Genomic DNA, 22885 nt, shown 5'->3' on the forward strand with positions numbered 1-22885 from the left:
GCATCCATGAATTTACTAACGGTAGAGAACATATCTAAATCGTATGGGGAGCTGGTCTTGTTCTCCGATATTTCCTTCGGAATAAACAAGGACCAAAAAATAGCCCTCATTGCCAAAAATGGGACTGGAAAGACTTCCATCCTCAACATCATGTCCGGGAAGGATGCCACCGAAACGGGACAGATAACCATGCGCAAGGGGATTAAAATGGCCTTTTTGGAACAAGAGCCTGATCTAGACCCCAACCTTACCATTGAAGAGACCATTCTGGCCACGGACAATGAAACGTTGAGGGTCATTTCCAACTATGAGAAAGCGGTGGAAAACCCTGAGGACACCGAACGCTACCAAAAAGCTTTTGAGGCCATGGAACGGCTCAACGCTTGGGATTTTGAGACCCAATACAAGCAAATTCTCTTTCAACTCCAATTGACTCAGCTCGATGCCAAGGTAAAAACACTATCGGGTGGACAACGAAAACGTTTGGCCCTGGCCAATGCCTTGCTCAACAAACCAGATCTGCTCATTCTGGATGAACCCACCAACCATTTGGATCTTGAAATGATCGAATGGCTCGAAACCTATTTTGCCAAGGAGAACATCACCCTCTTCATGGTGACCCACGACCGATATTTCCTAGATCGGGTCTGCAATGAAATCCTTGAACTGGACAACAACCAACTATACAGCTACAAGGGAAATTACACCTATTTCCTTAAGGAAAAGGAATCCCGTATGGAACGGGAGGAAGTGGAACAGCACAAGTCCAAACAACTGTACAAAAAAGAGTTGGACTGGATGAGAAGGCAACCCAAAGCCCGTACCACCAAGTCCAAATCCCGAATCGATGATTTTAGCGAAATCAAAAAACGGGCGCACCAACGTCGCAAGGAACATGAGGTACAACTGGAACTGAACATGGAACGCTTGGGCAGTAAAATCCTGGAACTGCACAATGTCTCCAAAGCGTATGGGGAAAAGGCACTCCTATCCAAATTTGATTACACCTTCACCAAAGGGGAACGCGTGGGCATCATTGGGCAAAATGGCACGGGCAAGTCCACATTTTTAAATATCATCACCCAGCAAGAACAGGTCGATGGCGGGAAGGTAGTAGTAGGCGACACCTTAAAATTTGGCTATTACACCCAAAAAGGTATTCCGGAGAAAGAAGGACAAAAGGTCATTGATGTCATTCGGGAATTTGGGGACTATATCCCCCTAAAGAAGGGCAAGCAGATTTCCGCCCAACAGTTGTTGGAACGTTTCCTTTTTGATAGAAAAAAGCAGTACGATTTTGTTGAAAAACTTAGTGGTGGGGAGCGAAAACGCCTGTACTTATGTACAGTGCTCATACAGAACCCCAATTTTCTGATTCTTGATGAGCCCACCAACGATTTGGACATTGTTACCCTGAACGTGTTGGAAAGTTTCCTTTTGGATTTTCCGGGCTGCTTGATCGTGGTATCGCACGACCGCTATTTTATGGACAAGATCGTGGACCACTTGTTTGTTTTCAAAGGAAATGGGGTAATCGAAGACTTTCCGGGCAACTATACCGATTACAGGGTGTACGAGAGCAGCAAGATTGCCGAGGAACGGGAAAACAAGGGCAACGCTTCGGAAAAATCGGAAAAAACCCATTGGAAGGAAAAGGACAACAGCGGTAAGCTGTCCTACATGGAACAAAAAGAATACAAACAATTGGAAAAGGACATTCAAAAACTGGAAGAACAAAAACAGGTATTACAGAACAAGTTCACCAATCCCGATTTAAGCGGTGACGAAATCAACCAGCTCTCCATTGAGCTCAAAGAAGTGTCGGATACCATTGAGGAAAAAACGGAGCGTTGGTTCGAACTTTCCGCTATTTTAGAAGGGTAAATATGTGGTTCAGACTTTTTTCTTTCCTAAAATTCCTATCCAAATCCAAAAACGAACACGGAGTCCACTCCCCTTTCGTGTTCAGCTATGTAACCCAATGCTTGTACAGTAAACAAAAATTCGACCAAGATAAAACCGCTAATGTATTGTTGAAAAGCATCGGTTATTTCAATATCAAAACCCTATACATCAACGAAAATCCAGACTTTGAAGAATTGGTCAAGGCGCAATACCCAGATATCCGCCCCAGCGAGAATACGGTAGACCTATTGTTCACGAAGCATTTGGACGCTTATGGTCTTGACAGACTCCTTTCCAGCGGAAAGTTGCACAACGATAGTATGGTCTTGATAGACTCCATTCATGAAGACCCGGAAAGCGAACAGGAATGGAAAGACCTCATTGAATCGCCAAATATCTCCGTAAGTATGGACCTATTCCATTGTGGCGTCCTATTTGTTCGAAAAGAACAGGTCAAGGAACATTTCACCATTCGGATATAAAGAAGTAATTTTAGGTATGGAAAATGCAGCAACAGATAACACCATTTGGTACGTTCTGGCCGTGTTGGGGCTCGTTTATTTGATTATCATATTCCGAAACAAGCGCGGTACCCGTCGCAGGAAATCCAGAAGATTTATGGATGGAAAACGAATGCGTGACCGGGACGATGAACAATAATCACTGACTTCTGATATCAGATATCTGAAATCTGACTACTGAAAACTTATGAAAATTTACACCAAAACAGGCGATAAAGGCACCACGGCATTGTTCACGGGGACTCGCGTACCCAAGCACCATATCCGCATAGAGAGCTACGGCACCATTGACGAGCTCAACGCATTCTTAGGACTGCTCCGCGATCAGGAAATGGATTCCCATTCCAAAAAAACAATTACCCTTATCCAAGAAAAACTGTTCACGGTAGGGTCTATTTTGGCCACCGAGCCCAAAAAAGACAGCCGACTCAAAATTCCACGCATCAATGCCGATGATATTGCATTGTTGGAAAGGGAAATGGACTCCATGAACGAAAATCTTCCCCAGATGACACATTTTATCTTGCCAGGAGGACACCCAACCGTGTCATACTGTCATATTGCCAGAACGGTTTGTCGCAGGGCGGAACGCATGATTTCATATTTGAATGAAAACGAACCCCTTCCCGAAACCCTACTTTCCTACATCAACCGCCTTTCCGATTATTTGTTTGTCTTGGCACGAAAGTTGTCAAAAGATGTAAAAGCCGATGAAGTCAAGTGGATCCCGGAGAAATTGGACCAATAAATTCGTTTTTTTAACGTTAGAGTTTTGCCAACTCCAAAATAATTTTTAAATAATGTTGTTTTTACTTGACAAATTGGGTTTAAAAATTATTTTTGCAAAAAATTTAAAATCAAACCGTTACTATGTACTGGACATTAGAACTAGCCTCATATTTAAGTGATGCGCCTTGGCCAGCCACCAAAGACGAACTGATAGATTACGCAATCCGTACCGGAGCACCGTTGGAGGTTGTTGAAAACCTTCAATCCATGGAAGAAGAGGGCGGCGAGATATATGAGTCCATCGAGGAAATCTGGCCCGATTATCCTACGGAAGAGGACTACCTCTGGAACGAGGATGAGTATTGACCTCTGAATACACAAAGCACGTTAAAAAGTCTCATTTGAGGCTTTTTTTTATGTAATTTTGGCAGCCTAGCAAAAGATTTCCAACATAATCCCATCAATGGAACAGCTTTTGCCACTCAAACAAAAAAACAATTCATGAGTTTTATCAATTCCGTATTGAAGGTTTTTGTGGGTGATAAATCAGAGAAAGATGTCAAGTCCCTACAACCTTTGGTCAAAGAAATAAGATCCTTTGAGCAACAACTGGAAGGACTGTCCCACGACGAACTTAGACAAAAGACCGCTGCCTTTAAAGCCCAAATTGCAGAAGACTGTAAAGAGGTGAATGAAAAAATTTCTGCTTTACAGGACGAGGTCCAAAACTCCACCGACATTGATCGCAACGAGGAAATCTATGCTGAAATAGACAAACTCAACGAAGAAGCCTATAAAATTTCGGAAAAGACACTGAGCACTATCCTTCCAGAGGCTTTTGCCGTGGTGAAGGAAACTGCCAAACGCTTTGCCAATAACGAAACCCTTACAGTGACTGCTTCGGAGTTTGACCGTGTTCTTTCCGGTGATAAAGACTATGTAACCCTGGAAGGTGACAGTGCCATTTGGAAGAACTCATGGGATGCTGCCGGCAAGGAAGTCACTTGGGACATGATACATTATGATGTACAGTTGATCGGAGGTATTGCATTGCACGAAGGAAAAATTGCCGAAATGCAGACCGGGGAAGGAAAAACCCTCGTGGCCACCCTCCCTCTCTACCTCAATGCCCTAGCAGGCAAAGGCGCACACTTGGTCACCGTTAACGATTACTTGGCCAAAAGGGACAGCGCTTGGATGGCGCCCATTTTTGAATTCCATGGCCTATCCGTGGATTGTATAGACAAGCACCAGCCCAATTCCGATGGAAGACGGGCCGCCTACAATGCCGATATCACCTACGGTACCAATAACGAATTTGGTTTTGACTACCTACGCGACAATATGGCGCATACTCCGGGAGATTTGGTACAGCGTCCCCACCATTATGCCATTGTGGATGAGGTGGATTCCGTATTGATCGATGATGCCCGGACCCCTTTGATTATTTCAGGTCCCGTACCCGAAGGTGACCGCCATGAATTCAACGAATTAAAACCAAAGGTTTCCGACATTGTCCAAAAACAACGCCAATATCTGACAGGTGTTTTGGCAGAAGCCAAAAAGCTTATCGCCGCTGGCGATACCAAGGAAGGTGGGTTCCTTTTGCTACGGGTACACCGTGGACTTCCCAAGAACAAAGCCCTCATCAAGTTTTTGAGCGAGGAAGGCGTGAAACAATTGTTGCAGAAGACCGAAAACTTCTACATGCAGGACAACAACCGGGAAATGCCCAAAGTGGATGCCGAATTGTTGTTTGTCATTGATGAAAAGAACAATCAGATTGAGCTTACCGATAAAGGAGTGGATTACATCTCCGGGGACCAGGACAAAGATTTCTTTGTAATGCCCGATATCGGTAGCGAAATCGCCAAAATAGAAGGACAGGAACTTGAGATTGAGCAAGAGGCCGAACTCAAGGAAGAGCTTTTCAAGGATTTTGCCGTAAAGAGTGAACGCATCCATACCATGACACAGTTATTGAAAGCCTACACACTTTTTGAAAAAGACGTGGAATACGTGGTCATGGATAATAAGGTAATGATCGTGGATGAGCAAACCGGTCGTATCATGGACGGTAGACGCTACTCCGATGGACTCCACCAAGCCATTGAGGCCAAGGAAAGTGTGAAGATCGAGGCCATGACACAGACCTTCGCCACCATTACCCTACAGAACTATTTTAGAATGTACAACAAGCTGGCCGGGATGACCGGTACAGCGGTTACCGAGGCAGGTGAATTTTGGGAAATCTATAAGTTGGATGTGATGGAAATCCCAACCAACAGACCGATTGCCCGGGATGACCGTCATGATTTGATCTACAAGACCAAACGTGAAAAATACAACGCCATCATTGAAGAGGTAACCACCCTTTCCTCAGCGGGAAGACCTGTCCTTATTGGTACCACATCTGTGGAAATATCCGAATTGCTCTCCAAACTCTTGAGCGTTCGTAAGGTTCCGCACAATGTGTTGAATGCCAAACTCCACAAGAAAGAGGCCGACATTGTAGCCGAAGCAGGAAATGCAGGCGTGGTCACCATTGCCACCAACATGGCCGGTAGGGGTACCGATATTAAATTGACCCCCACCGTAAAAGAAGCTGGAGGTCTGGCCATTATTGGTACAGAGCGTCACGATTCCAGACGTGTTGATAGACAGTTGAGAGGTCGTTCTGGACGACAAGGAGATCCGGGAAGCTCGCAATTCTATGTTTCCTTGGAAGATAACCTAATGCGTTTGTTCGGATCGGACCGGGTGGCCAAGATGATGGACCGTATGGGATTGGAAGAAGGTGAGGTCATCCAACACTCCATGATGACCAAGTCCATTGAACGTGCCCAGAAAAAAGTAGAGGAGAACAACTTTGGTATCCGTAAGCGTCTTTTGGAATATGATGACGTCATGAATGCCCAAAGAGAGGTGGTCTACAAAAGAAGAAGGCATGCCCTGCAAGGAGAACGCCTTAAAGTGGACATTGCCAATATGATCTATGACACTTGTGAGGTGATTGCGGAAACCAATAAAATGGCCGATGATTACAAAAACTTTGAGTTTGAACTGATCAAGTACTTTTCCATAACCTCCCCCATCAGCGAAGAGGAGTTTAAGAAATTGGGCTTCCAAGAAATTGCCAATACCATATACAAGACTGCCTACGATTTCTACCAACAGAAAATGGAACGCAGTGCCAGTGCGGCATTCCAGGTCATTAAAAAAGTATACGAGGACCAGTCCAACAAGTTTGAGCGTATCGTGGTTCCCTTTACGGATGGCATCAAAAGCTTGAACGTGGTCACCAATCTTGAGAAGGCATACACCACCGATGGCAAACAGTTGATCACCGATTTCGAGAAGAACATCTCCTTGGCCATTATTGACGACTCTTGGAAAACGCATTTGCGCAAAATGGACGAGCTGAAACAATCGGTACAGTTGGCCGTACACGAACAGAAAGATCCTTTATTGATCTACAAGTTCGAGGCGTTTGAACTCTTCAAGGAAATGATAGATAAAGTGAACAAAGAAGTGATTTCATTCTTGTTCAAGGGTGAACTTCCTTCAGAAAATACCAATCAAATCCAAGAGGCACGCAACGTTCGCAGGCCCAAGGAAAATCTTCAGACCTCAAAAGAAGAAATCCCGAACAGTGATGAATTGGCCGCACAGAACAGGGCTGCGGGACAAACCCAGCGACAGAGGCCACAGGTGACCGAGACCATAATCCGTGAAAAACCAAAAATTGGCAGGAATGACAAAGTCACCATAAAAAATGTGATGTCCGGGGAAAGCAAGACCTGTAAGTACAAACAAGCCGAACCCCTTATCGATAAGGGCGAGTGGGTACTCGTAGAGGACTGATTTTTTCCTACATAAAGTTTTAAAAGCGGCAGCGATTTACGCTGCCGCTTTTGATTATATCAAAAAACATATTTAGATTTACACCACAAACACCCCGTAACGAGCTACTTTTACTACTTCAATGAATCAACCTTTAGTGTAGTAGAGGAAAACACCAAGCGTAGCATATGAAGATTCCTATTAAGGACAGATATCGTTTACAAGATAAGATTGATTTGATACTTAAAGTTAATTATAGTTCTTCGGTGTTCGCTTTTATCCTCGGGATAATATGCCTCTTCTTTTTGAATATTCAAGGCATGATTCCCTATGCCTGTTTTGGTTTTGCCTTCTTGAACTTGTTAAATACGGTTCTATATAAAAAGCACGGAAACCTTATCCTTACCTATAACCTCACCTCCATCTTGGCCATGATCGGGGCCACCATGGTAACTATTTATAGTGGAGGAATACAAAGTCCGTTTGTTTTTGTTTTGGCCATTGTGGTCTTTGCTGGCTATGTCACCACCAAAGTGTTTGGGCAACTTTATCTGATCATCAACCTTTCGGTTCTAGCCATTTTGTTCCTATATGATGTAGGCAACTTTAAGGTCACCGAGAACACCATTCCTTTGGAAGCCAGGGACTGGTTTGCCTTTTTAAGTGCTGTTTTTGCAGTATATCTATTGGGAGGGGTCTTTGGGAAAAATCTGCTTAGGGCACACCATAAGTTGTACAAATCCCGAAATGAGATCCAAGAACGTATTGAAGAAAAAGAAATCCTGCTCAAGGAAGTGCATCACAGGGTAAAGAACAACCTACAGACCGTATCCAGTCTTTTGAGCCTGCAATCCCGGGCCATCGCCGATGATAAGATCAGTAACATCATCAAAAGCAGCCAGAACAGGGTAGTTTCCATGGCCATGGTGCACGAGATGCTCTATAAGCGGGACGATTACCTTTCAAAGATTGAACTCAAACCCTATGTTCAGGAGTTGTGCGATTATCTCGTACGTTCCGTAAAAGGGACCTCGAACAACGTCAAGGTAAATCTGGACATTGACGATAACAAACTGAGTATAGATACGATTATTCCGCTTGGGCTCATCATCAACGAAACCATTACCAACGCCCTTAAATACGGTATAACAGAAGGGCATGATGGCGAAATCCATGTGTCCCTGCACAAGCTTCCCAATGACCGCTACGAGATGTATTTGGGAGACAATGGCATTGGGTATTCAGAGGATATCAACCCAAGGACATCAAACTCCTTGGGATTAAAGCTTATTTACAACCTCACACGCCAGCTCCGGGGCACCATTAGCCGGGATTACGACAAGAAAGGAACCTACTATCGTATAGAGTTTGAGGAAATTATAGAGGAATTCAACTCGGTTGATTAAACGGTTTTTTTATCTTTAGAAGATTATCATTAATCTTCATCGCATGTCAAAAAAACTACTCCTAGGCATATTCCTTGCCTGTATCACCTTTTCAGTCTCCGCTCAAGATTATTTTTTTAAGAAATTCCATCCCTTCAATCCAGAGGTACCTTCACCCGAAGAATTTTTGGGATATGGCATTGGGGATAGGCATACCCGCCATGACCTTATTGTGGCCTATTTGACGAAGCTTTCCGAGGTTTCGGACAGGGCCAGTATCCACCAATATGGACAGACCCATGAGGGACGGAAATTGGTCATCCTGACCATCTCATCACCGGAAAATCTCAACAACTTGGAGCAATTGAAGCAAAAACACCTTCAATTTACAGATCCTTCGCAAACCCCGACCAACTATGATGAGGTGCCTATTTTCATCAATTTGGGGTATAACGTCCACGGGAACGAGCCCTCGAGTTCCGAGGCAGCTTTGCTGACCGCCTACACCTTGACCGCTTCCAACCATCCGGAAATATTGAACTATCTGGACAAAGGTGTCATTTTTGTTGATCCCACCATCAATCCAGACGGAAGGGACAGGCATACCCAGTGGGCCAATATGTACCAAGGCAACCCATTGGTGGCCGACCCTGCAGATGCTGAACATAACGAATACTGGCCCATGGGCCGGACCAACCATTATTGGTTTGACCTGAACCGGGATTGGTTATTGGCCATCAACCCGGAAAGCCGTGGTAAACTCAACTGGTATCATGACTGGTACCCCAATGTGGTCACCGATTTTCATGAAATGGGTAGCCAGAGTACCTATTTCTTTGAACCGATGAAGACCAATGGCTCCTTAAACCCCATTATGCCCAAGGAAAATTACGAGGACCTCAACAATCTGTTTGGGGATTATTTCTCCGAGGCGTTGGACAGCATCGGCTCGTTTTACTTCACCAAAGAAGTCTTTGATGGCACGTATCCAGGTTACGGTTCCTCCTACCCCGATCTTCAAGGTGGTTTGGGAATATTGTTTGAACAGGCCAGCTCAAGGGGGCATAAACAAACCACTGATTTTGGGGAAATCACCTTTCCCTTTACCATCAGAAACCAGTATACCTCGAGCATTACCACGGTAAAAGCCGCTGTTGAAAACAAGGCCATGCTACGCAAATACCAACAAGATTTCTTTAAGAGTGGGCTTACCAATGCCTCCAAAAGCAGAATTCAAGGGTATACGTTCGGGGATGATTACGATGCCAACCGGGTAAAAGCGTTTGTGGACAAGCTGTTGTTGCACAAAATTGATGTCTATAAATCCGGGAACCGATTTGTGGTCCCTACACGGCAGCCCCAGTACAGAATGGTCCAGACCATGTTCGAGACCTATGACAAATACCGGGACAGTGTCTATTATGATGCTTCCGCCTGGTCATTGGCCAATTTCTACAACATGAAATACAGTCCGGTCAACAGTTTAAACTTGGGCGAGAAAGTCACCTCCACTGAGAGTTTGGTGAACCCACAGGCCGTGCAAAAATCCGAGTATGCCTATATCATTGATTATGATGATTACAATGCCGTAGCGGCCCTCAACTATTTACAATCCAAAGGATTGGCACTGTCCTCTGCCTTTAAGCCCTTCACGGTCAAAACCACAGTTGGAAACAAAAGGTTCAACTACGGGGCCTTGGTGGTGCCTGTTAGCCTACAGCAAAAGAAAGATGCCGATACCGTGTACCAATTGGTCCAAGAGGCACAACAAAAATTTCAGGTCCCCACCTATTCCATCCCTTCGGGCTATAGTGTACAAGGGGTTGATTTGGGAAGTAGGTACATTTCTCCCATTACCAAGCCCAAAGCCGTAATGCTTATTGGACAGGGTACCCGCTCCTATGAAGCCGGTGAGGTCTGGCACCTGTTGGACACCCGTGTGCATATGCCCATCACCAAAGTTCCCATGCGAAATTTTGGCAGATTGGATTTGGACAAGTACAATACGCTGGTGATGGTCTCCGGCTCATACCATTTTTCGGAAAGTCAATTCAACAAAATCAAGGATTGGGTGAGCAAGGGCAATACCCTTATTACGATAGGAACAGCCTCCGAATGGGCCATCGACAAGAAATTGGTGATGGAAAAATTGACCAAACAAGAAAAGGACTCCACCGCAACCGTGGAGCGTAAACCTTATGTGGACGCACCCGAGAACATCGGCAAGGAAAGTGTGGGCGGTGCTATTTTTAAAGTGGATATTGATGTGACCCACCCCTTGGCCTTTGGGTATCGGGACACAACCATTCCTGTGTACAAGAACAACTCTGTTTGGTTGGCACCTAGCAAAAATGCCTATGCCACCGTAGGGAAATATTCCAAAAATCCGCATGTGGATGGCTTTATCACTTCCAAGAATATGGAAGAAAACCTAAAACCTTCGGCCTCATTAATAGTTAGTGAGGTAGGCAGTGGTCGTGTAGTATTGTTTGCAGACAACCCCAATTTCAGGGGATCATGGTACGGCACCAACCGACTGTTTCTGAATGCATTGTTTTTGGGGGATAAAATAGAAGTTCCTGAATAACCAAAACCCGATATCATGAAAAAAATACTTTTCCTTGTACTATCACTCCAATTTCTATGGGCCGCAGGTCAAGAGAGTATGAGTGAAGGGCCATTTTCACAACTTATCATCAGAGGAGTAACCTTGATCAATGGCAACGGTTCACCGCCAAGAGGTCCCATTGACATTGTTGTGGAGAACAATAAAATTGTGAACATTCAGGTAGTGGGTTATCCCGGGGTAAAGATAGATGCGTCCAAAAGACCCAAGTTAAAACCCGGGGGCAAAGAGTTGGATTGCTCCGGTATGTACCTCCTTCCGGGATTTATAGACATGCATGGCCATATTGGCGGTGAAGCCCAAGGTGCTGACTCCGATTATGTGTTCAAACTTTGGATGGCTCACGGTATTACCACCATAAGGGAGCCCAGTGGCCGGGGTGTGGACTGGACGCTCGACCTCAAGCGGAAAAGTGAAAAGAACCAAATCATCGCCCCCCGTATTTATGCCTATACCGGTTTTGGTCAGCAAGGAGGAGATTTCAACCCCTTGAACGGTTCTGCCATAAGTACCCCTGAACAAGCAAGGAAGTGGGTGCGCGCCAATGCCGAACGGGGAGCGGATGGCATTAAGTTCTTTGGGGCTCCACCGGAAATCATGACCGCGGCTTTGGATGAAAACAAAAAATTGGGACTACGGTCCGCATGTCACCATGCCCAAACCGATGTGGCCCGTTGGAACGTCCTCCATTCTGCCCGTGCAGGTCTAACCACCATGGAGCATTGGTATGGGCTTCCAGAAGCGCTTTTTGAAGATAGGACCGTTCAGGATTATCCGTTGGACTATAACTACCAGAATGAGCAGCATCGCTTTGAAGAAGCGGGGAAATTATGGGAACAGGCTGCCAAACCGTACTCAGAGCATTGGAACAAGGTCATGGATGAACTTATCAGCTTGGATTTTACGCTAGTGCCCACATTCAATATTTATGAAGCCAGTAGGGATTTGCATCGTGCCAGAAGGGCCGAATGGCATGAGGACTATACCCTACCCTCCCTTTGGGAGTTCTATCAACCCAGTATGATCTCCCATGGTTCTTATTGGCACGATTGGGGCACTGAACAAGAGGTGGCATGGAAACGAAACTACAAGCTCTGGATGACCTTCATCAATGAATATAAGAACCGAGGTGGTCGTGTGGCCACGGGGTCAGATTCCGGGTTTATATTCCAGCTGTATGGATTTGCCTATATCCGGGAAATGGAATTGCTCCGTGAAACCGGGTTCCATCCTTTGGAAATCATTCGGTCAGCCACACTAAACGGTGCCGAAGCTTTGGGCGCTGCAGATAAAATTGGCACTGTGGATGTGGGCAAGATGGCCGATTTTGTAATCCTTTCGGAAAATCCCCTACGAAATTTCAAGGTTCTGTATGGCACCGGGGCCATTAAACTTACCGAGGATAACGAAGTGGTCCGTGTGGGCGGGGTTGCCTATACCGTTAAAGACGGAATCGTTTACGACGCGAAGGCACTTTTACGGGACGTAAAGAAACAAGTACAGCAAGCAAAAGAAAAATTGAACTACAACCTAAAACAACCGGGATCAAAATAGCATCCATTAAATAAGTCTGGTATTAAAATTAGAATGAAGGGCAGGAATGTGGTCAACGATTCCTGCTCTTTGTATTTGTTATTGGAACATTTTTTTTCGAAACGAAAAGACTATTGAGGCAATCACAAAAGCAACGCTTAAAAACAATGCGAACAGAACGATAATACCCATCATCATGATTAAGCCAATTTAGCTCTGTCCTTTTTAGTTTTGAAAGAAAGCTCTTTTTTAACCCTGGAGTTTTTGAATTTGTACAATCTAGCCACTTCAGTTTCACCTTTAGTTTGCTTTTGAATATCGATGTTCAATTCAACTCCTTCAGTAATGGTATCAACTTTAATTTCGTTGGAAGTGTCCTGGGCCATAGCTACGGTTCCGAAGAAAATTACTGCGATGATGGTTAAAACTGTTTTCATGATTTGGGTTTTTATTACGAAGTAAAGCTACCTCCGTAGGGCCCCTGAATCAGATTTCCGTCGCTAAACCCCCCTTTTTTTTCGGTGTAGAAACTTTTCTTGGACAAAGTGTTTTTTATCGTCGATGAACGTTTTCGGGTCAAAAAACAACACACCGACAGGGTGTGCATTTCATCGATTATTCTAAAGACCCCATCCCTGTAAACCCTTGTAAACAAAGGAATTATTTGTAGGAAAAGAAATACATAAATGTAATCTTGAGTGGTAAAAAACCTACAAATTTGATTTTTACTGTAGAATAGGAAAGGGGCATTCGAAGATGTTCAAAACCCCCAATTAACACTTTTTAACACGCCTCGTCGTAATAGTTGCTATCTTATCCCTACTAAGCAAAAAACAACACCATGAAAATCGTACAGATTCCTTTTTTGGTTTTGCTTCTTTTGGTTTCCACAAGCTGCCAGTCCAAGACCAAATCCAACAAACAAGAACTCACTCAAAAAGAACAGAAAGAGAGTTTTGAAATATCGGGGCTTTCTGCAGATGAGCTTCAAAACTACGAGACCGCCTATTTTGCCAGCGGATGCTTTTGGTGTGTGGAAGCTATTTTTGAAAGTGTGAAAGGGGTCAAAGAAGTCTATTCTGGATATTCCGGTGGAAAGAAAAAGAACCCTACCTATGAGCAAGTCGGCCGAGGGCTCACCAAGCATGCCGAAGCCGTGGAGGTATATTACGACCCCAATGTGGTCTCTTTTACTGAACTGGTCCAGGTTTTCTTTGGATCCCATGACCCAACCACCCTTAATCGACAGGGGCCGGACCGAGGTCCACAATATCGGTCCATTGCGTTCTATAAAAATGATGCCGAGAAAAAAATCATTGAAGACTACATTGCCAAACTGGAGGCTGCAAACGTATTTGGAAAGCCCATAGTTACCGAAGTAAAGGCATTTGATAAATTTTACATGGCCGAGGATTACCATCAGGACTATGAGAAAAATCACCCCAATAATCCATACGTGCAACAGGTATCCATTCCCCGATTGAATCGATTTAAGGCAAAATTCAAATCCTATTTAAAGGATGATGCCCACTAAGTCGTGTTTTTATTAAGAAGTATAGAGATGGCCCAAAAGGAAATGCTGGCAGGTAGAAGAGTTGAGTGGTTCCTTACTTAAGGCCTGAAAAGGAAAGTAGGGGTCTTATTGCTTCAAGACAACGTCACTGTATCTGGAGTTGATAGTGATGGACTTATCATCCGTTTTACTGATATAATACCCCTTGTGTATTTGGGCATTATGGTTTTTTGAGGTTTCCAACACCATGGTTTTCGGGTATGTAAATTCCGAAGCGGTTCCATTCACATAAATAGAAAATGGTACTGATGGCATTTTAAATTCCACCTCTCCGTTCTCCACCGAAACATCCAGATCAGTAAAACTCTCGGACACCGCATCAATACTAAGTGCTCCCAATGTACTGTTCACCAGGGCCTTCCCTTTCAAACGCCCAATGATTACGTTGGAAGACACCGAGTTCAGTTGTAGCTCCTTTACTTCGTTCAGGTTTACATTTTCGGCAAAATCCGTTTGCAGTTGGCCATAGTTCCATTGCTGTACCACAATGGGTGAGTAGGAAGCCTTGATATTGGTCTTATGGCCATCAATGGTAGAGGCAAGCAAGCTTGCGTAGGACAAGCTTGCGTTGATATTCTTGGTATTTGCGGCCAATTTCACCTCTCCGTGCCGTACATCCATTTTAAGTTTGATGTATTTGGGCATTTTGATCTTGATGCGTTTTTTTACCTTGTACTCCTTGTGTTCACCATCTTTTGAAGAAAAATAAAACACATTGGTACCATCATTATGGATGCGCATTACCCTTTCATTCTCGCGTCTTATTTCTTCCCGTTGGTTTCTCATCTCCTCCCGCTGGGCCTTTACTTCCTCCCTAATTTCCACACGGAGCTGTTCCCGGTCTTCCATAAGTTGCTTACGGTCTTCTTGCATCTGCTTTCGCATTTCCTCCCTTTCCTTGGCCCGATCTTTCAATTGATCGCTCCACTCCTCAAAACGCTTCTTGTACTCCTTGTCAAAATTCTTGTCGAAGTCCTTTTTCCACTCTTTCAAATATTTGTCCCCGTCCTTTTTATAGGCATCATAATCAAACTCCATAAAAGGCATTGGGGGCATTGGAGGCAGTTCTGGAATGACCACCATCTCGGGAATTTCAGGTATCTCGGGAATTTCAACCTCAGCCAAGATATGCTCCACGGAGGGCACTTCGGAAACAACAAAGTCAAAATTGTTGAAACCGTGTACCATGGGACCAAAGCTGTTCCCTTGGGTACGCACTTCAATTTCTTTGCTGTTGCCCATGATCTTGATCAAATCCTTCTTAAAATACGATGTGGCTTCCTCTTCCGTGGCTCCTTCCAGTTCCACCACAGCAGTGACTTCCACCTGGTCCTTGTCCCAGGTTTCAAACTCAATGTCCGCATAACTGGTGTTGAGGTTGATGACCGCCTCCTTATCCACATTGAAAGTTTCCTTGTACGTTTTCGATTTCTCCTGTGCCCGGATAGCGGAGCCCGCCATCACCAAGAGCATCAGACTAAACCATATTTGATGATTCCTGTTCATTTTTTGATGATTTTAATTGATTTAACTTTGATTTTAACCGCTGCAACAACTGCAAGCGCAGTTGCAGATTTTTTACCAAGGCGCCAATGGTCTGATCATTGGGTCCCATCTCATTAAGTTCCTTGTTCAGCAATCTGTATTCGGCATCCAGTTCTGCCAAACGGTCCATATAGCTGTCCAACACTTCCTTATTGTCCGAATCGAACTCCAAATCGGAAAGCTCTAGATTGATATTGGTGAGGTAATAATTCTCCACTTTCTTCAAATCCGGGGACAGATCGCCCAACGAAAGGATTTGTGGAGTCTTGGTCTCGTTTTCCACCACTGGGTTCGTAACAGGGAGTTCCTTTTGCTCTCTTGACAAAAAGAAAACAGTAACCCCCAAGGCAACTACCACCGAAGCCGCTACCCGTATCCAGAACAACTGGTTGGATTTCCTTTGGGTAGAAGTCGGAAGATCCTTCTCCAATTTGGACAGAAACCGGGCCTCATGCCCTTCTTTCATACTAAGCGTCCTTTTCCGCTCTTTGGCGAACATTTCCTTAAGATCCTGTGCCATAAGCCATATTTTTTAAAGTTTCTTTTAACTGTGCCTTTCCCCGAAGCAATCGGGTCCTTGATGCCGAATCCGAGATGTCCAGGATTTCGGCAATCTCCCCATGATCATATCCTTCCACCAAATAGAGCTGTACCACGTACTGGTATTTGGGAGGCAACTCCTCAATGGCCTTTTTTACTTCCTCCATGGAAATTCCATCCTCCACCTTCCAATCATCCTCTTCAGCTACCTGCATATAATTCTCGTTCAATTCAACCGTTCTTTGGTGTTTCGACTTTAAAAAGTCAATGCTCCCGTTCACCACTATCCGCTTTAACCATGCCCCGAAGGTCACCTCTCCCTTAAATTGATCTATCCGTTCAAATGCCTTGATAAAGGATTCTTGGAGCACATCCTCTGCATCATCCGGATTCTTCAGGAAGCGCATGGCCACCCCGTACATGCCATTGCAGTATTGGCGGTACAGTTTTATCTGGGCCTTACGGTCGTTGGCCTTGCATCTTTCAACCAGATCAATTTGAAACACGGTCGGTTCTATGTTTGATTAATTTGTTGTTCTATGTAAGGACGATGGAAAAAAAGCAACGTTGCAAAATAGTTTTCTTTTGGCGGTTTTTTAACAAAAAAATCCCGTTGAGGGTTCAACGGGATTTCTTTCAACATATATACATTAAGCTCTTACTCGTCCATAAGAAGGTTCAAGTGTACGGTAATATTGTCCCGTGTGGCCTTGCTGTACGGACAAATCTCATGGGCTGCATTGATCAAGGTCTCCCCCATTTGCTTATCCACTGTGGGCAGATAGGAATCCAAGGTAGCTTCCAAGTAAAAACCATCTTCTTCCTTATTGAACTCTATGGTGGCGGTAACAGTATAATCACCCAAATCTTCAATATGGTGTTCCTTGGCCACAGCCTCCAAAGCCCCTGCAAAACAGGTGGAATATGCCGCAGCGAAAAGCTCTTCGGGATTGGTGGATGCTGCATTGGGTTTTCCCTTGGAATTGGGCATGCTGATATCAAAATCGATTACCCCGTCCTCACTCTGCACATGCCCGGACCTTCCTCCCGTATTGGTGGCCTTACTCTCAAAAATAGTTTTCATCTGTAATAATGTTTATTAAGTTCCTAAAATGGATGGGGCAACGCCCGCTTTCCATATTTATATGAGAAGTTACCATTTGTAGACGGATGTCCCTAATTACAGTTATTAAATTTGTGTGAAATAGTGTGGATTCCCTCCCTTCAAAAGCAGTTGCCACAATCAACCCCAATACGGGATAACCCGCAAAAACTTTATACCTTAGTGGTCCGACTCCATTAAAAAACATCTTGGCCAACAAAAAAAATACAACTCCCGGTACCATTTCCAAAATTCAGGAACTACGGAAACAGGAAATTTCCGTGGATACCTTGACCAAAGGCATCTTTGAAGGAAACAAGGCCTTATTGGCCAAGGCCATTACTTTGTTGGAAAGCACCAATCCCGTGCATTTTGAAAAGGCCAACGCAGTCATAGAAAAGTGCCTTACCCAACCTAATTCCAGTATCCGTCTGGGGATTACCGGGGTTCCCGGGGTGGGAAAAAGCTCATTTATTGAAGCCTTGGGCACCCTTCTGACCTCAAAAGGAAAAAAGGTGGCCGTTTTGGCGGTAGACCCCACTAGTTCCCTGAGCAAAGGGAGCATTCTTGGGGACAAGACTCGAATGCAATCCCTTTCCAAGGATCCCAATGCTTTTATCAGACCCTCCCCTTCCGGAAGCTCCTTGGGTGGAGTGGCCCAAAAGACCCGGGAAAGTATCATCTTGTGCGAGGCAGCTGGATACGATGTCATTTTAGTGGAAACCGTTGGTGTGGGACAAAGTGAAATTGCCGTACACAGCATGGTGGATTTCTTTTTGCTGTTAAAATTATCTGGGGCTGGCGATGAATTGCAAGGCATTAAAAGGGGCATTATGGAAATGGCCGATGCCATTGCCATCAACAAGGCCGATGGTGACAATTTGCAACGGGCCCAACTGGCCGCTACCGAATTTTCAAGAGCCCTTCACCTCTATCCGCCCAAGGCAAACGGCTGGACTCCCAAAGTTTTAAAATGTTCAGCCATAGAAAATATGGGCATTCAAGAAATTTGGGACATGGTCAAGGGTTTTGTCGAACAGAATAAAAAGAATGGACATTTTATAAAAAATCGACAGCTACAAAACCGAAATTGGTTCCTTCAAACCGTGGATGAACAAATCAAGCAGTTTTTTCATCAAAAAGCATCCTTTAAAAAGGCCCAGAAAAAAATGCTGAAGGCCATTGATGAGAATAAAATCTCTCCCTTTTATGCCGCAAAGGTCCTATTGGAAGATATTACCAAGGAACTTTAAATAAAAGCAATAAATTTGCACAGATTCCAAAACGAATGAGCACCGTCACCGATTCCCTTTTATCCATAGTAGTCCCGTTGTACAATGAAGAAGACAATGTGGTTCTTCTTACCCAAAAGATCCATGAAAGTCTTGAAGGGTACAACTATCAAATTGTATATGTGGACGATTTTTCAACGGACAAGACCCGCATAAAGGTCAAGGAAATGGATGATTCCAAAGTCCATTTGATCGAGTTGAAAAAGAACTACGGACAAAGTTTGGCCTTGGCCGCCGGTATTGACTACGCCGAAGGGGAATACATCATTACCATGGATGGGGACCTTCAAAATGACCCCTCTGACATTCCCCAAATGTTGACCTATGCGGTAAGCGGAGAATACGATGTGGTCACGGGCATCCGTCAGAAAAGAAAGGATTCCCTCATTAAAAAGATTCCTTCCAAAATTGCCAATTTCTTGGTTCGGAGGGTAACCAAACTCGATATCAAAGACAATGGCTGTGCCCTCAAAGTCTTTACCAAGGATATTGCCAAGGGACTCAACCTATACGGTGAAATGCACCGTTTTATCACACTGTTGGCGCATTTGGAAGGCGCCCAAATAAAGCAAGTGCCTGTAAAGCATCATGCCCGTCATGCCGGGGTTTCCAAATATGGACTGGAACGGGTATTCAAGGTGGTAGCCGATATGATGCTCTTGCTCTTTATTCGAAAATATTTTCAACGACCCATTCACCTCTTTGGAATTTTTGGCGTGTTGCTGATCATCCTCGGTATCTTTATCAACCTATATCTGCTTATCGTAAAGCTTGGTTTTGGTGAGGATATCGGTAGTAGACCCTTACTCATTTTTGGGATGATGTTCATTTTGGGGGGCATTCAACTCTTCACTATCGGTATTGTGATGGAGCTATTGATTCGAACCTATTACGAATCCCAACAGAAACGACCCTATCGCATCAAAAAAATCTCTATCGGTGACGGAAAAGCTGCGTAAGAAGCTCATTACAGCTCTGAAAATTGTCATCAGTGCGGTATTGATTTACTTTATTTTCACCAAAATAGAACTCAAGGACGTTCTGCAGACGTTAAAAAAGAGCGACCCCATCTATCTGGTTTTGGCCATTCTTTTATTTACCCTTTCAAAAGTCTTGGCCGCGTTTAGGCTGCAGCTCTACTTTCACCAGATCGGGGCAAGAATTACGCAATTGGCCAACCTAAAACTATATCTATTGGGCATGTTCTATAACCTGTTTCTCCCCGGTGGAATTGGCGGTGATGCCTACAAAGGCTACGTAGTCCAAAAAGAATATAAGCCCGGGACTAAGAAAGTGGTCTCCGTGTTGCTGGTAGACCGATTAAGTGGTATGCTGCTACTGTTTGTCTATGCCTGCGCCTTGGCACTCCTATCTTCCAATACTTTTTTTAATGGATTGAACGGACTTATTGCTCTGGCCATTCCCCTAAGTGTCGTGGTCTTTTGGTGGGTGAACAAACGCTTTTTCATTTCTGGGTTTCCTGTGTTTTGGAAATCTTTGGGCTATTCGGCCTTGGTACAATTGGCCCAGTTGGTCTGCGTGTTATGCATTCTGAAATCATTGTCCATTGGATTGGATGTTGTGGAGTACCTTTTTGTATTCTTGGTTTCTTCCATTGTATCGGTGATTCCATTGACCATTGGTGGAATTGGAAGTAGGGAGGTCACCTTTTTATATGGTGCGGAGTGGTTAGGGTTGAATGCCAGTACTTCCATTGGCATCAGTTTTACTTTTTTTCTGATCACGGCCTTGGTTTCCCTTATGGGAATGTATTATCATTTTAAAAAGCCTGAAATGAAAACGGTTTCCTAATCCAAATGCACTAAATGCATTCGGTTTAATTTCTTTTGACGGGTGTTGGGGTTCAAGAATTTAATCTGAAGGCGGGTAATCCGGAATTGGTCCACGGTAATCTGCTCGTGCCAATGGTACCTATCATTTTGGAGTCTTTCCAATTCATGGTCCGTAGCATAGACCCAAACATCATGCTTATCTGCCAAATCTGATAAGGAAACAATCTTAACGGGCTTTTTGTTATAAAAATCCAAGGCCCAAGTATGTCCTTCCGAAATCTTATAGATTTTGTCCACAGGAATGTTGTTCTCCGCAACTTTCCCAGCCATGGTGGAACCGGCTTGGTATTGAAGCAGGCGTGGGTAAAAATGGGTATTGAGCAATCCATTCAGCAATAACGAGCTGCAAACTGAAATGGTCAAAATCCTAAGATAAGGCGCCTCTTGTTTCAAACAATAGTAGACAACGCCAGAAAGTGCTGCCAACAACACCAAATAGCCGTACCAATGCTCCAACTTGAACACATAAAAGCAAACCAGAACGGTAAAAACGAAGACCAGGCTCAAAATAAAGTACTGTACTATCACCAATACTTTGGCCACCTTTTCCTTTTGTTCATGATGGACTCGATACAGATATCCTGCTGAAAGCACCGCATACAATGGAATGAGTATGTTCATGTAATGCGGCAGTTTAAACTGTGCAAAACTGATCAGAAAGAAAAGAATGGTGATGCTGCCAAAGGTCAGGAACTCCAATTGCGGCCTGTAGGCAAACTTGGTTTTCCAAAACGTTTTGAGTTTCGTCCAGTAGGCTATCAAGGCCAAGACGGTCCAAGGCAAAAACACCCATAAAAAAGTATGGAAGAAGAAAAAGAAATCGCTGCTGTTCTTGCCTACCCCTTCGCCACTCATGCGCTCAAAGCTTTGCTCCCAAAAAATAAAGAAGATACCGCTGCGGTGGTCCTTACCCCGAATGACCTTTTCCGGGTGCAGATCAAATTGGTGATAATAGGCGTAGAGCATGGGGGTTATGGTCAAACCAAAAACTACTAAAGCCACCAATACCTTCCAGTTCATCAATCGCATCCATTTTCGGGTATAGGCCAAGTGGCAAAGTACCGAAACCCCAATGACCACTAGGGCAATTTGACCTTTGGTTGAAAAAGCCATTCCAGCTCCAAAAGCACCTAAGACTATACCCTTAAGGGTATTTTTTTCGATGTATGTGACCAACTGCCAAATGGAAAAAATGGCAAAGCCGGTCAAAACCGCATCAGTACGCACATCGATATTCGCCAACACAATGGTCTGTGCCGTCATAAAAATTAGGGCAGCAAACCGACCCACATCTTTGTTGTAGAGCAATTTCCCCAAACCATGACAGCTATAGGCCCCCAGCAGGGTCGCCAAAATACCCGGAATCCTGTAAGCCCAGTCGTGTATGCCAAAAATTTTATAGGAGAGTGCCGCCAACCAGTAGTGCATATGTGGTTTGTCCAAATATTCCTCTGGTCCTTTGAAGAGGCTCAAAAAATCATTTTCTTGAACCATCCGCATGGCCATGACGGCAAACTGCGCGGAATCGTTCTCGAAAAGGGTCACAAACATTCCAGCGATATAGACCAGAACTATCAGGGTAAGTAAAAACCAGTATCTGGTCGTTGAAATCATGTCCCTATTTTTTGGAATGCAAATATAGCCAACTTGGCAAACAACCATCCGAACACCAGGCCTACAACAGCCCCTGTGAATACATCCAAAGGAAAATGAACCCCGATATAAATCCGGCTATAGGCCACCAAACAAGCCCATATCATAAGGATAAATCCCATGTACCTTACCTTTCCGCAGAACAGGACAGTGAAAAAAGTAGCCGGTCCAAAGGAATTGGCGGCATGGGCAGAAAAGTAGCCGAACTGTCCTCCGCAATAACTTTTCACCAAGCGCATAATCTCACTGATCTCCGGATCATGGCAAGGTCGTAATCGGCCGACACCGTATTTAAAAAAATTGGATAGTTGGTCCGTGCAGGTAATCAACAAGGCCACACTTACCAAAATGATGCCTGTCTTTTTCCATCCAAAATTTTTATAGGAGAGATAAAGCAGCAGCACATACAGGGGAAATGAATTCCTAGTCTTGGTCATGAACATCCAAAACCCATCCCAAGTGGGGGTCCCCAATCCGTTGAGGAAGAGAAAAAGGTCTTTGTCGTATTGCAGCAGTTGGTCCAGCATCTACGCGTCGTATCTGGAAACTTCGCGATCGTAGAATGCCGTGGCCGCCTCAATTAGGCCCTCCGCTTCTTCGGCAAGTTCTGCCTCATCTTCTTTTGAAAATTCCTCCATCCATTCCACTTCATCATTCTCCAAGTTAATGATGAACCGTGGATACTCGGTATGGACGATGAATATCGCATCGGGATGATCTGTATTATCCGCTAAAAGAAATTTGGGCAGTTCCATATGTTTTTTGATTTAAATCCGGTCAATAAA

General features: G+C 44.4%; 21 protein-coding genes. 13 read left to right on the forward strand and 8 right to left on the reverse strand.

Features of this window, described 5'->3' with window-relative positions:
- The first annotated feature begins 6 nt into the window (after positions 1-6).
- The 9 genes from ACPD8L_RS06725 (at position 7) to ACPD8L_RS06765 (ending at position 12563) form a co-directional block, all read left to right on the forward strand.
- On the forward strand, positions 7-1884 hold the full coding sequence (locus ACPD8L_RS06725; RefSeq protein ID WP_423942634.1) for an ABC-F family ATP-binding cassette domain-containing protein: 1878 nt from the start codon (positions 7-9) through the stop codon (positions 1882-1884).
- 146 nt (positions 1885-2030) lie between these two features.
- Positions 2031-2387: a hypothetical protein gene (locus ACPD8L_RS06730; protein WP_293301682.1), complete on the forward strand. Its 357-nt coding sequence runs from the start codon at positions 2031-2033 to the stop codon at positions 2385-2387.
- Between the two features lie 16 nt (positions 2388-2403).
- A complete protein-coding gene (locus ACPD8L_RS06735; protein ID WP_423942635.1) occupies positions 2404-2565 on the forward strand; it encodes a hypothetical protein in 162 nt (53 codons plus the stop codon).
- Positions 2566-2613: 48 nt separating this feature from the next.
- Entirely contained in the window at positions 2614-3174 is a 561-nt protein-coding gene (locus tag ACPD8L_RS06740; protein ID WP_421809795.1) for a cob(I)yrinic acid a,c-diamide adenosyltransferase, read from the forward strand.
- Positions 3175-3296: 122 nt separating this feature from the next.
- Positions 3297-3521: a DUF2795 domain-containing protein gene (locus ACPD8L_RS06745; RefSeq protein WP_013551418.1), complete on the forward strand. Its 225-nt coding sequence runs from the start codon at positions 3297-3299 to the stop codon at positions 3519-3521.
- 135 nt (positions 3522-3656) lie between these two features.
- On the forward strand, positions 3657-7019 hold the full coding sequence (gene secA / locus ACPD8L_RS06750) for a preprotein translocase subunit SecA (RefSeq protein WP_293301685.1): 3363 nt from the start codon (positions 3657-3659) through the stop codon (positions 7017-7019).
- A 167-nt stretch (positions 7020-7186) separates the two neighbouring features.
- Positions 7187-8404, forward strand: a complete 1218-nt coding sequence (locus tag ACPD8L_RS06755) for a sensor histidine kinase (RefSeq protein ID WP_116218214.1) — start codon at positions 7187-7189, stop codon at positions 8402-8404.
- A gap of 43 nt (positions 8405-8447) precedes the next feature.
- Positions 8448-10970 (forward strand): M14 family metallopeptidase, encoded by a 2523-nt coding sequence (locus tag ACPD8L_RS06760; RefSeq protein WP_423942639.1) that lies wholly within the window; start codon positions 8448-8450, stop codon positions 10968-10970.
- Between the two features lie 15 nt (positions 10971-10985).
- Complete coding sequence (locus ACPD8L_RS06765) at positions 10986-12563, forward strand: amidohydrolase family protein (RefSeq protein WP_421809798.1); 1578 nt, start codon at positions 10986-10988, stop codon at positions 12561-12563.
- A 179-nt stretch (positions 12564-12742) separates the two neighbouring features.
- Here ACPD8L_RS06765 and ACPD8L_RS06770 read toward each other — a convergent pair whose 3' ends face one another.
- Entirely contained in the window at positions 12743-12979 is a 237-nt protein-coding gene (locus tag ACPD8L_RS06770) for a hypothetical protein (protein WP_421809799.1), read from the reverse strand.
- A gap of 404 nt (positions 12980-13383) precedes the next feature.
- On the opposite strand from ACPD8L_RS06770, the gene msrA reads away from it, so the two are divergent.
- Positions 13384-14076, forward strand: coding sequence for a peptide-methionine (S)-S-oxide reductase MsrA (gene msrA, locus ACPD8L_RS06775; RefSeq protein WP_423942641.1), 693 nt, complete (start codon positions 13384-13386; stop codon positions 14074-14076).
- Positions 14077-14181: 105 nt separating this feature from the next.
- Here the strand turns inward: msrA and ACPD8L_RS06780 are convergent, their stop codons facing one another.
- From ACPD8L_RS06780 to ACPD8L_RS06795, 4 genes are all read right to left on the reverse strand, one after another.
- Complete coding sequence (locus ACPD8L_RS06780; protein ID WP_423942643.1) at positions 14182-15621, reverse strand: hypothetical protein; 1440 nt, start codon at positions 15619-15621, stop codon at positions 14182-14184.
- Positions 15593-16180 (reverse strand): hypothetical protein, encoded by a 588-nt coding sequence (locus ACPD8L_RS06785; RefSeq protein WP_423942645.1) that lies wholly within the window; start codon positions 16178-16180, stop codon positions 15593-15595. Before ACPD8L_RS06785 ends, ACPD8L_RS06780 begins: the two co-directional genes overlap by 29 nt.
- Positions 16164-16706: an RNA polymerase sigma factor gene (locus ACPD8L_RS06790; protein ID WP_116218221.1), complete on the reverse strand. Its 543-nt coding sequence runs from the start codon at positions 16704-16706 to the stop codon at positions 16164-16166. The genes ACPD8L_RS06785 and ACPD8L_RS06790 overlap by 17 nt, the downstream gene beginning before the upstream one ends.
- A gap of 152 nt (positions 16707-16858) precedes the next feature.
- A complete protein-coding gene (locus tag ACPD8L_RS06795; RefSeq protein ID WP_293301701.1) occupies positions 16859-17284 on the reverse strand; it encodes an Ohr family peroxiredoxin in 426 nt (141 codons plus the stop codon).
- 227 nt (positions 17285-17511) lie between these two features.
- Here ACPD8L_RS06795 and meaB point away from each other — a divergent pair, with 227 nt between their 5' ends.
- The 3 genes from meaB to ACPD8L_RS06810 are packed head-to-tail and all read left to right on the forward strand — an operon-like array spanning position 17512 to position 20406.
- Entirely contained in the window at positions 17512-18555 is a 1044-nt protein-coding gene (gene meaB, locus ACPD8L_RS06800) for a methylmalonyl Co-A mutase-associated GTPase MeaB (protein WP_423942648.1), read from the forward strand.
- Between the two features lie 35 nt (positions 18556-18590).
- Complete coding sequence (locus tag ACPD8L_RS06805; RefSeq protein ID WP_152131093.1) at positions 18591-19553, forward strand: glycosyltransferase family 2 protein; 963 nt, start codon at positions 18591-18593, stop codon at positions 19551-19553.
- Complete coding sequence (locus ACPD8L_RS06810) at positions 19534-20406, forward strand: lysylphosphatidylglycerol synthase transmembrane domain-containing protein (protein ID WP_423942650.1); 873 nt, start codon at positions 19534-19536, stop codon at positions 20404-20406. Before ACPD8L_RS06805 ends, ACPD8L_RS06810 begins: the two co-directional genes overlap by 20 nt.
- Here the strand turns inward: ACPD8L_RS06810 and ACPD8L_RS06815 are convergent.
- The 3 genes from ACPD8L_RS06815 to ACPD8L_RS06825 are packed head-to-tail and all read right to left on the reverse strand — an operon-like array spanning position 20403 to position 22855.
- Positions 20403-22061, reverse strand: a complete 1659-nt coding sequence (locus ACPD8L_RS06815) for an ArnT family glycosyltransferase (protein WP_423942651.1) — start codon at positions 22059-22061, stop codon at positions 20403-20405. The two genes, ACPD8L_RS06810 and ACPD8L_RS06815, sit on opposite strands and share 4 nt — an antisense overlap.
- Complete coding sequence (locus ACPD8L_RS06820) at positions 22058-22627, reverse strand: phosphatase PAP2 family protein (RefSeq protein ID WP_293301709.1); 570 nt, start codon at positions 22625-22627, stop codon at positions 22058-22060. The genes ACPD8L_RS06815 and ACPD8L_RS06820 overlap by 4 nt, the downstream gene beginning before the upstream one ends.
- Positions 22628-22855, reverse strand: a complete 228-nt coding sequence (locus ACPD8L_RS06825) for a hypothetical protein (protein ID WP_116218229.1) — start codon at positions 22853-22855, stop codon at positions 22628-22630.
- Positions 22856-22885: the final 30 nt, after the last annotated feature.

This window comes from Flagellimonas algicida, from assembly GCF_049629585.1.
Lineage (GTDB): Bacteria > Bacteroidota > Bacteroidia > Flavobacteriales > Flavobacteriaceae > Flagellimonas.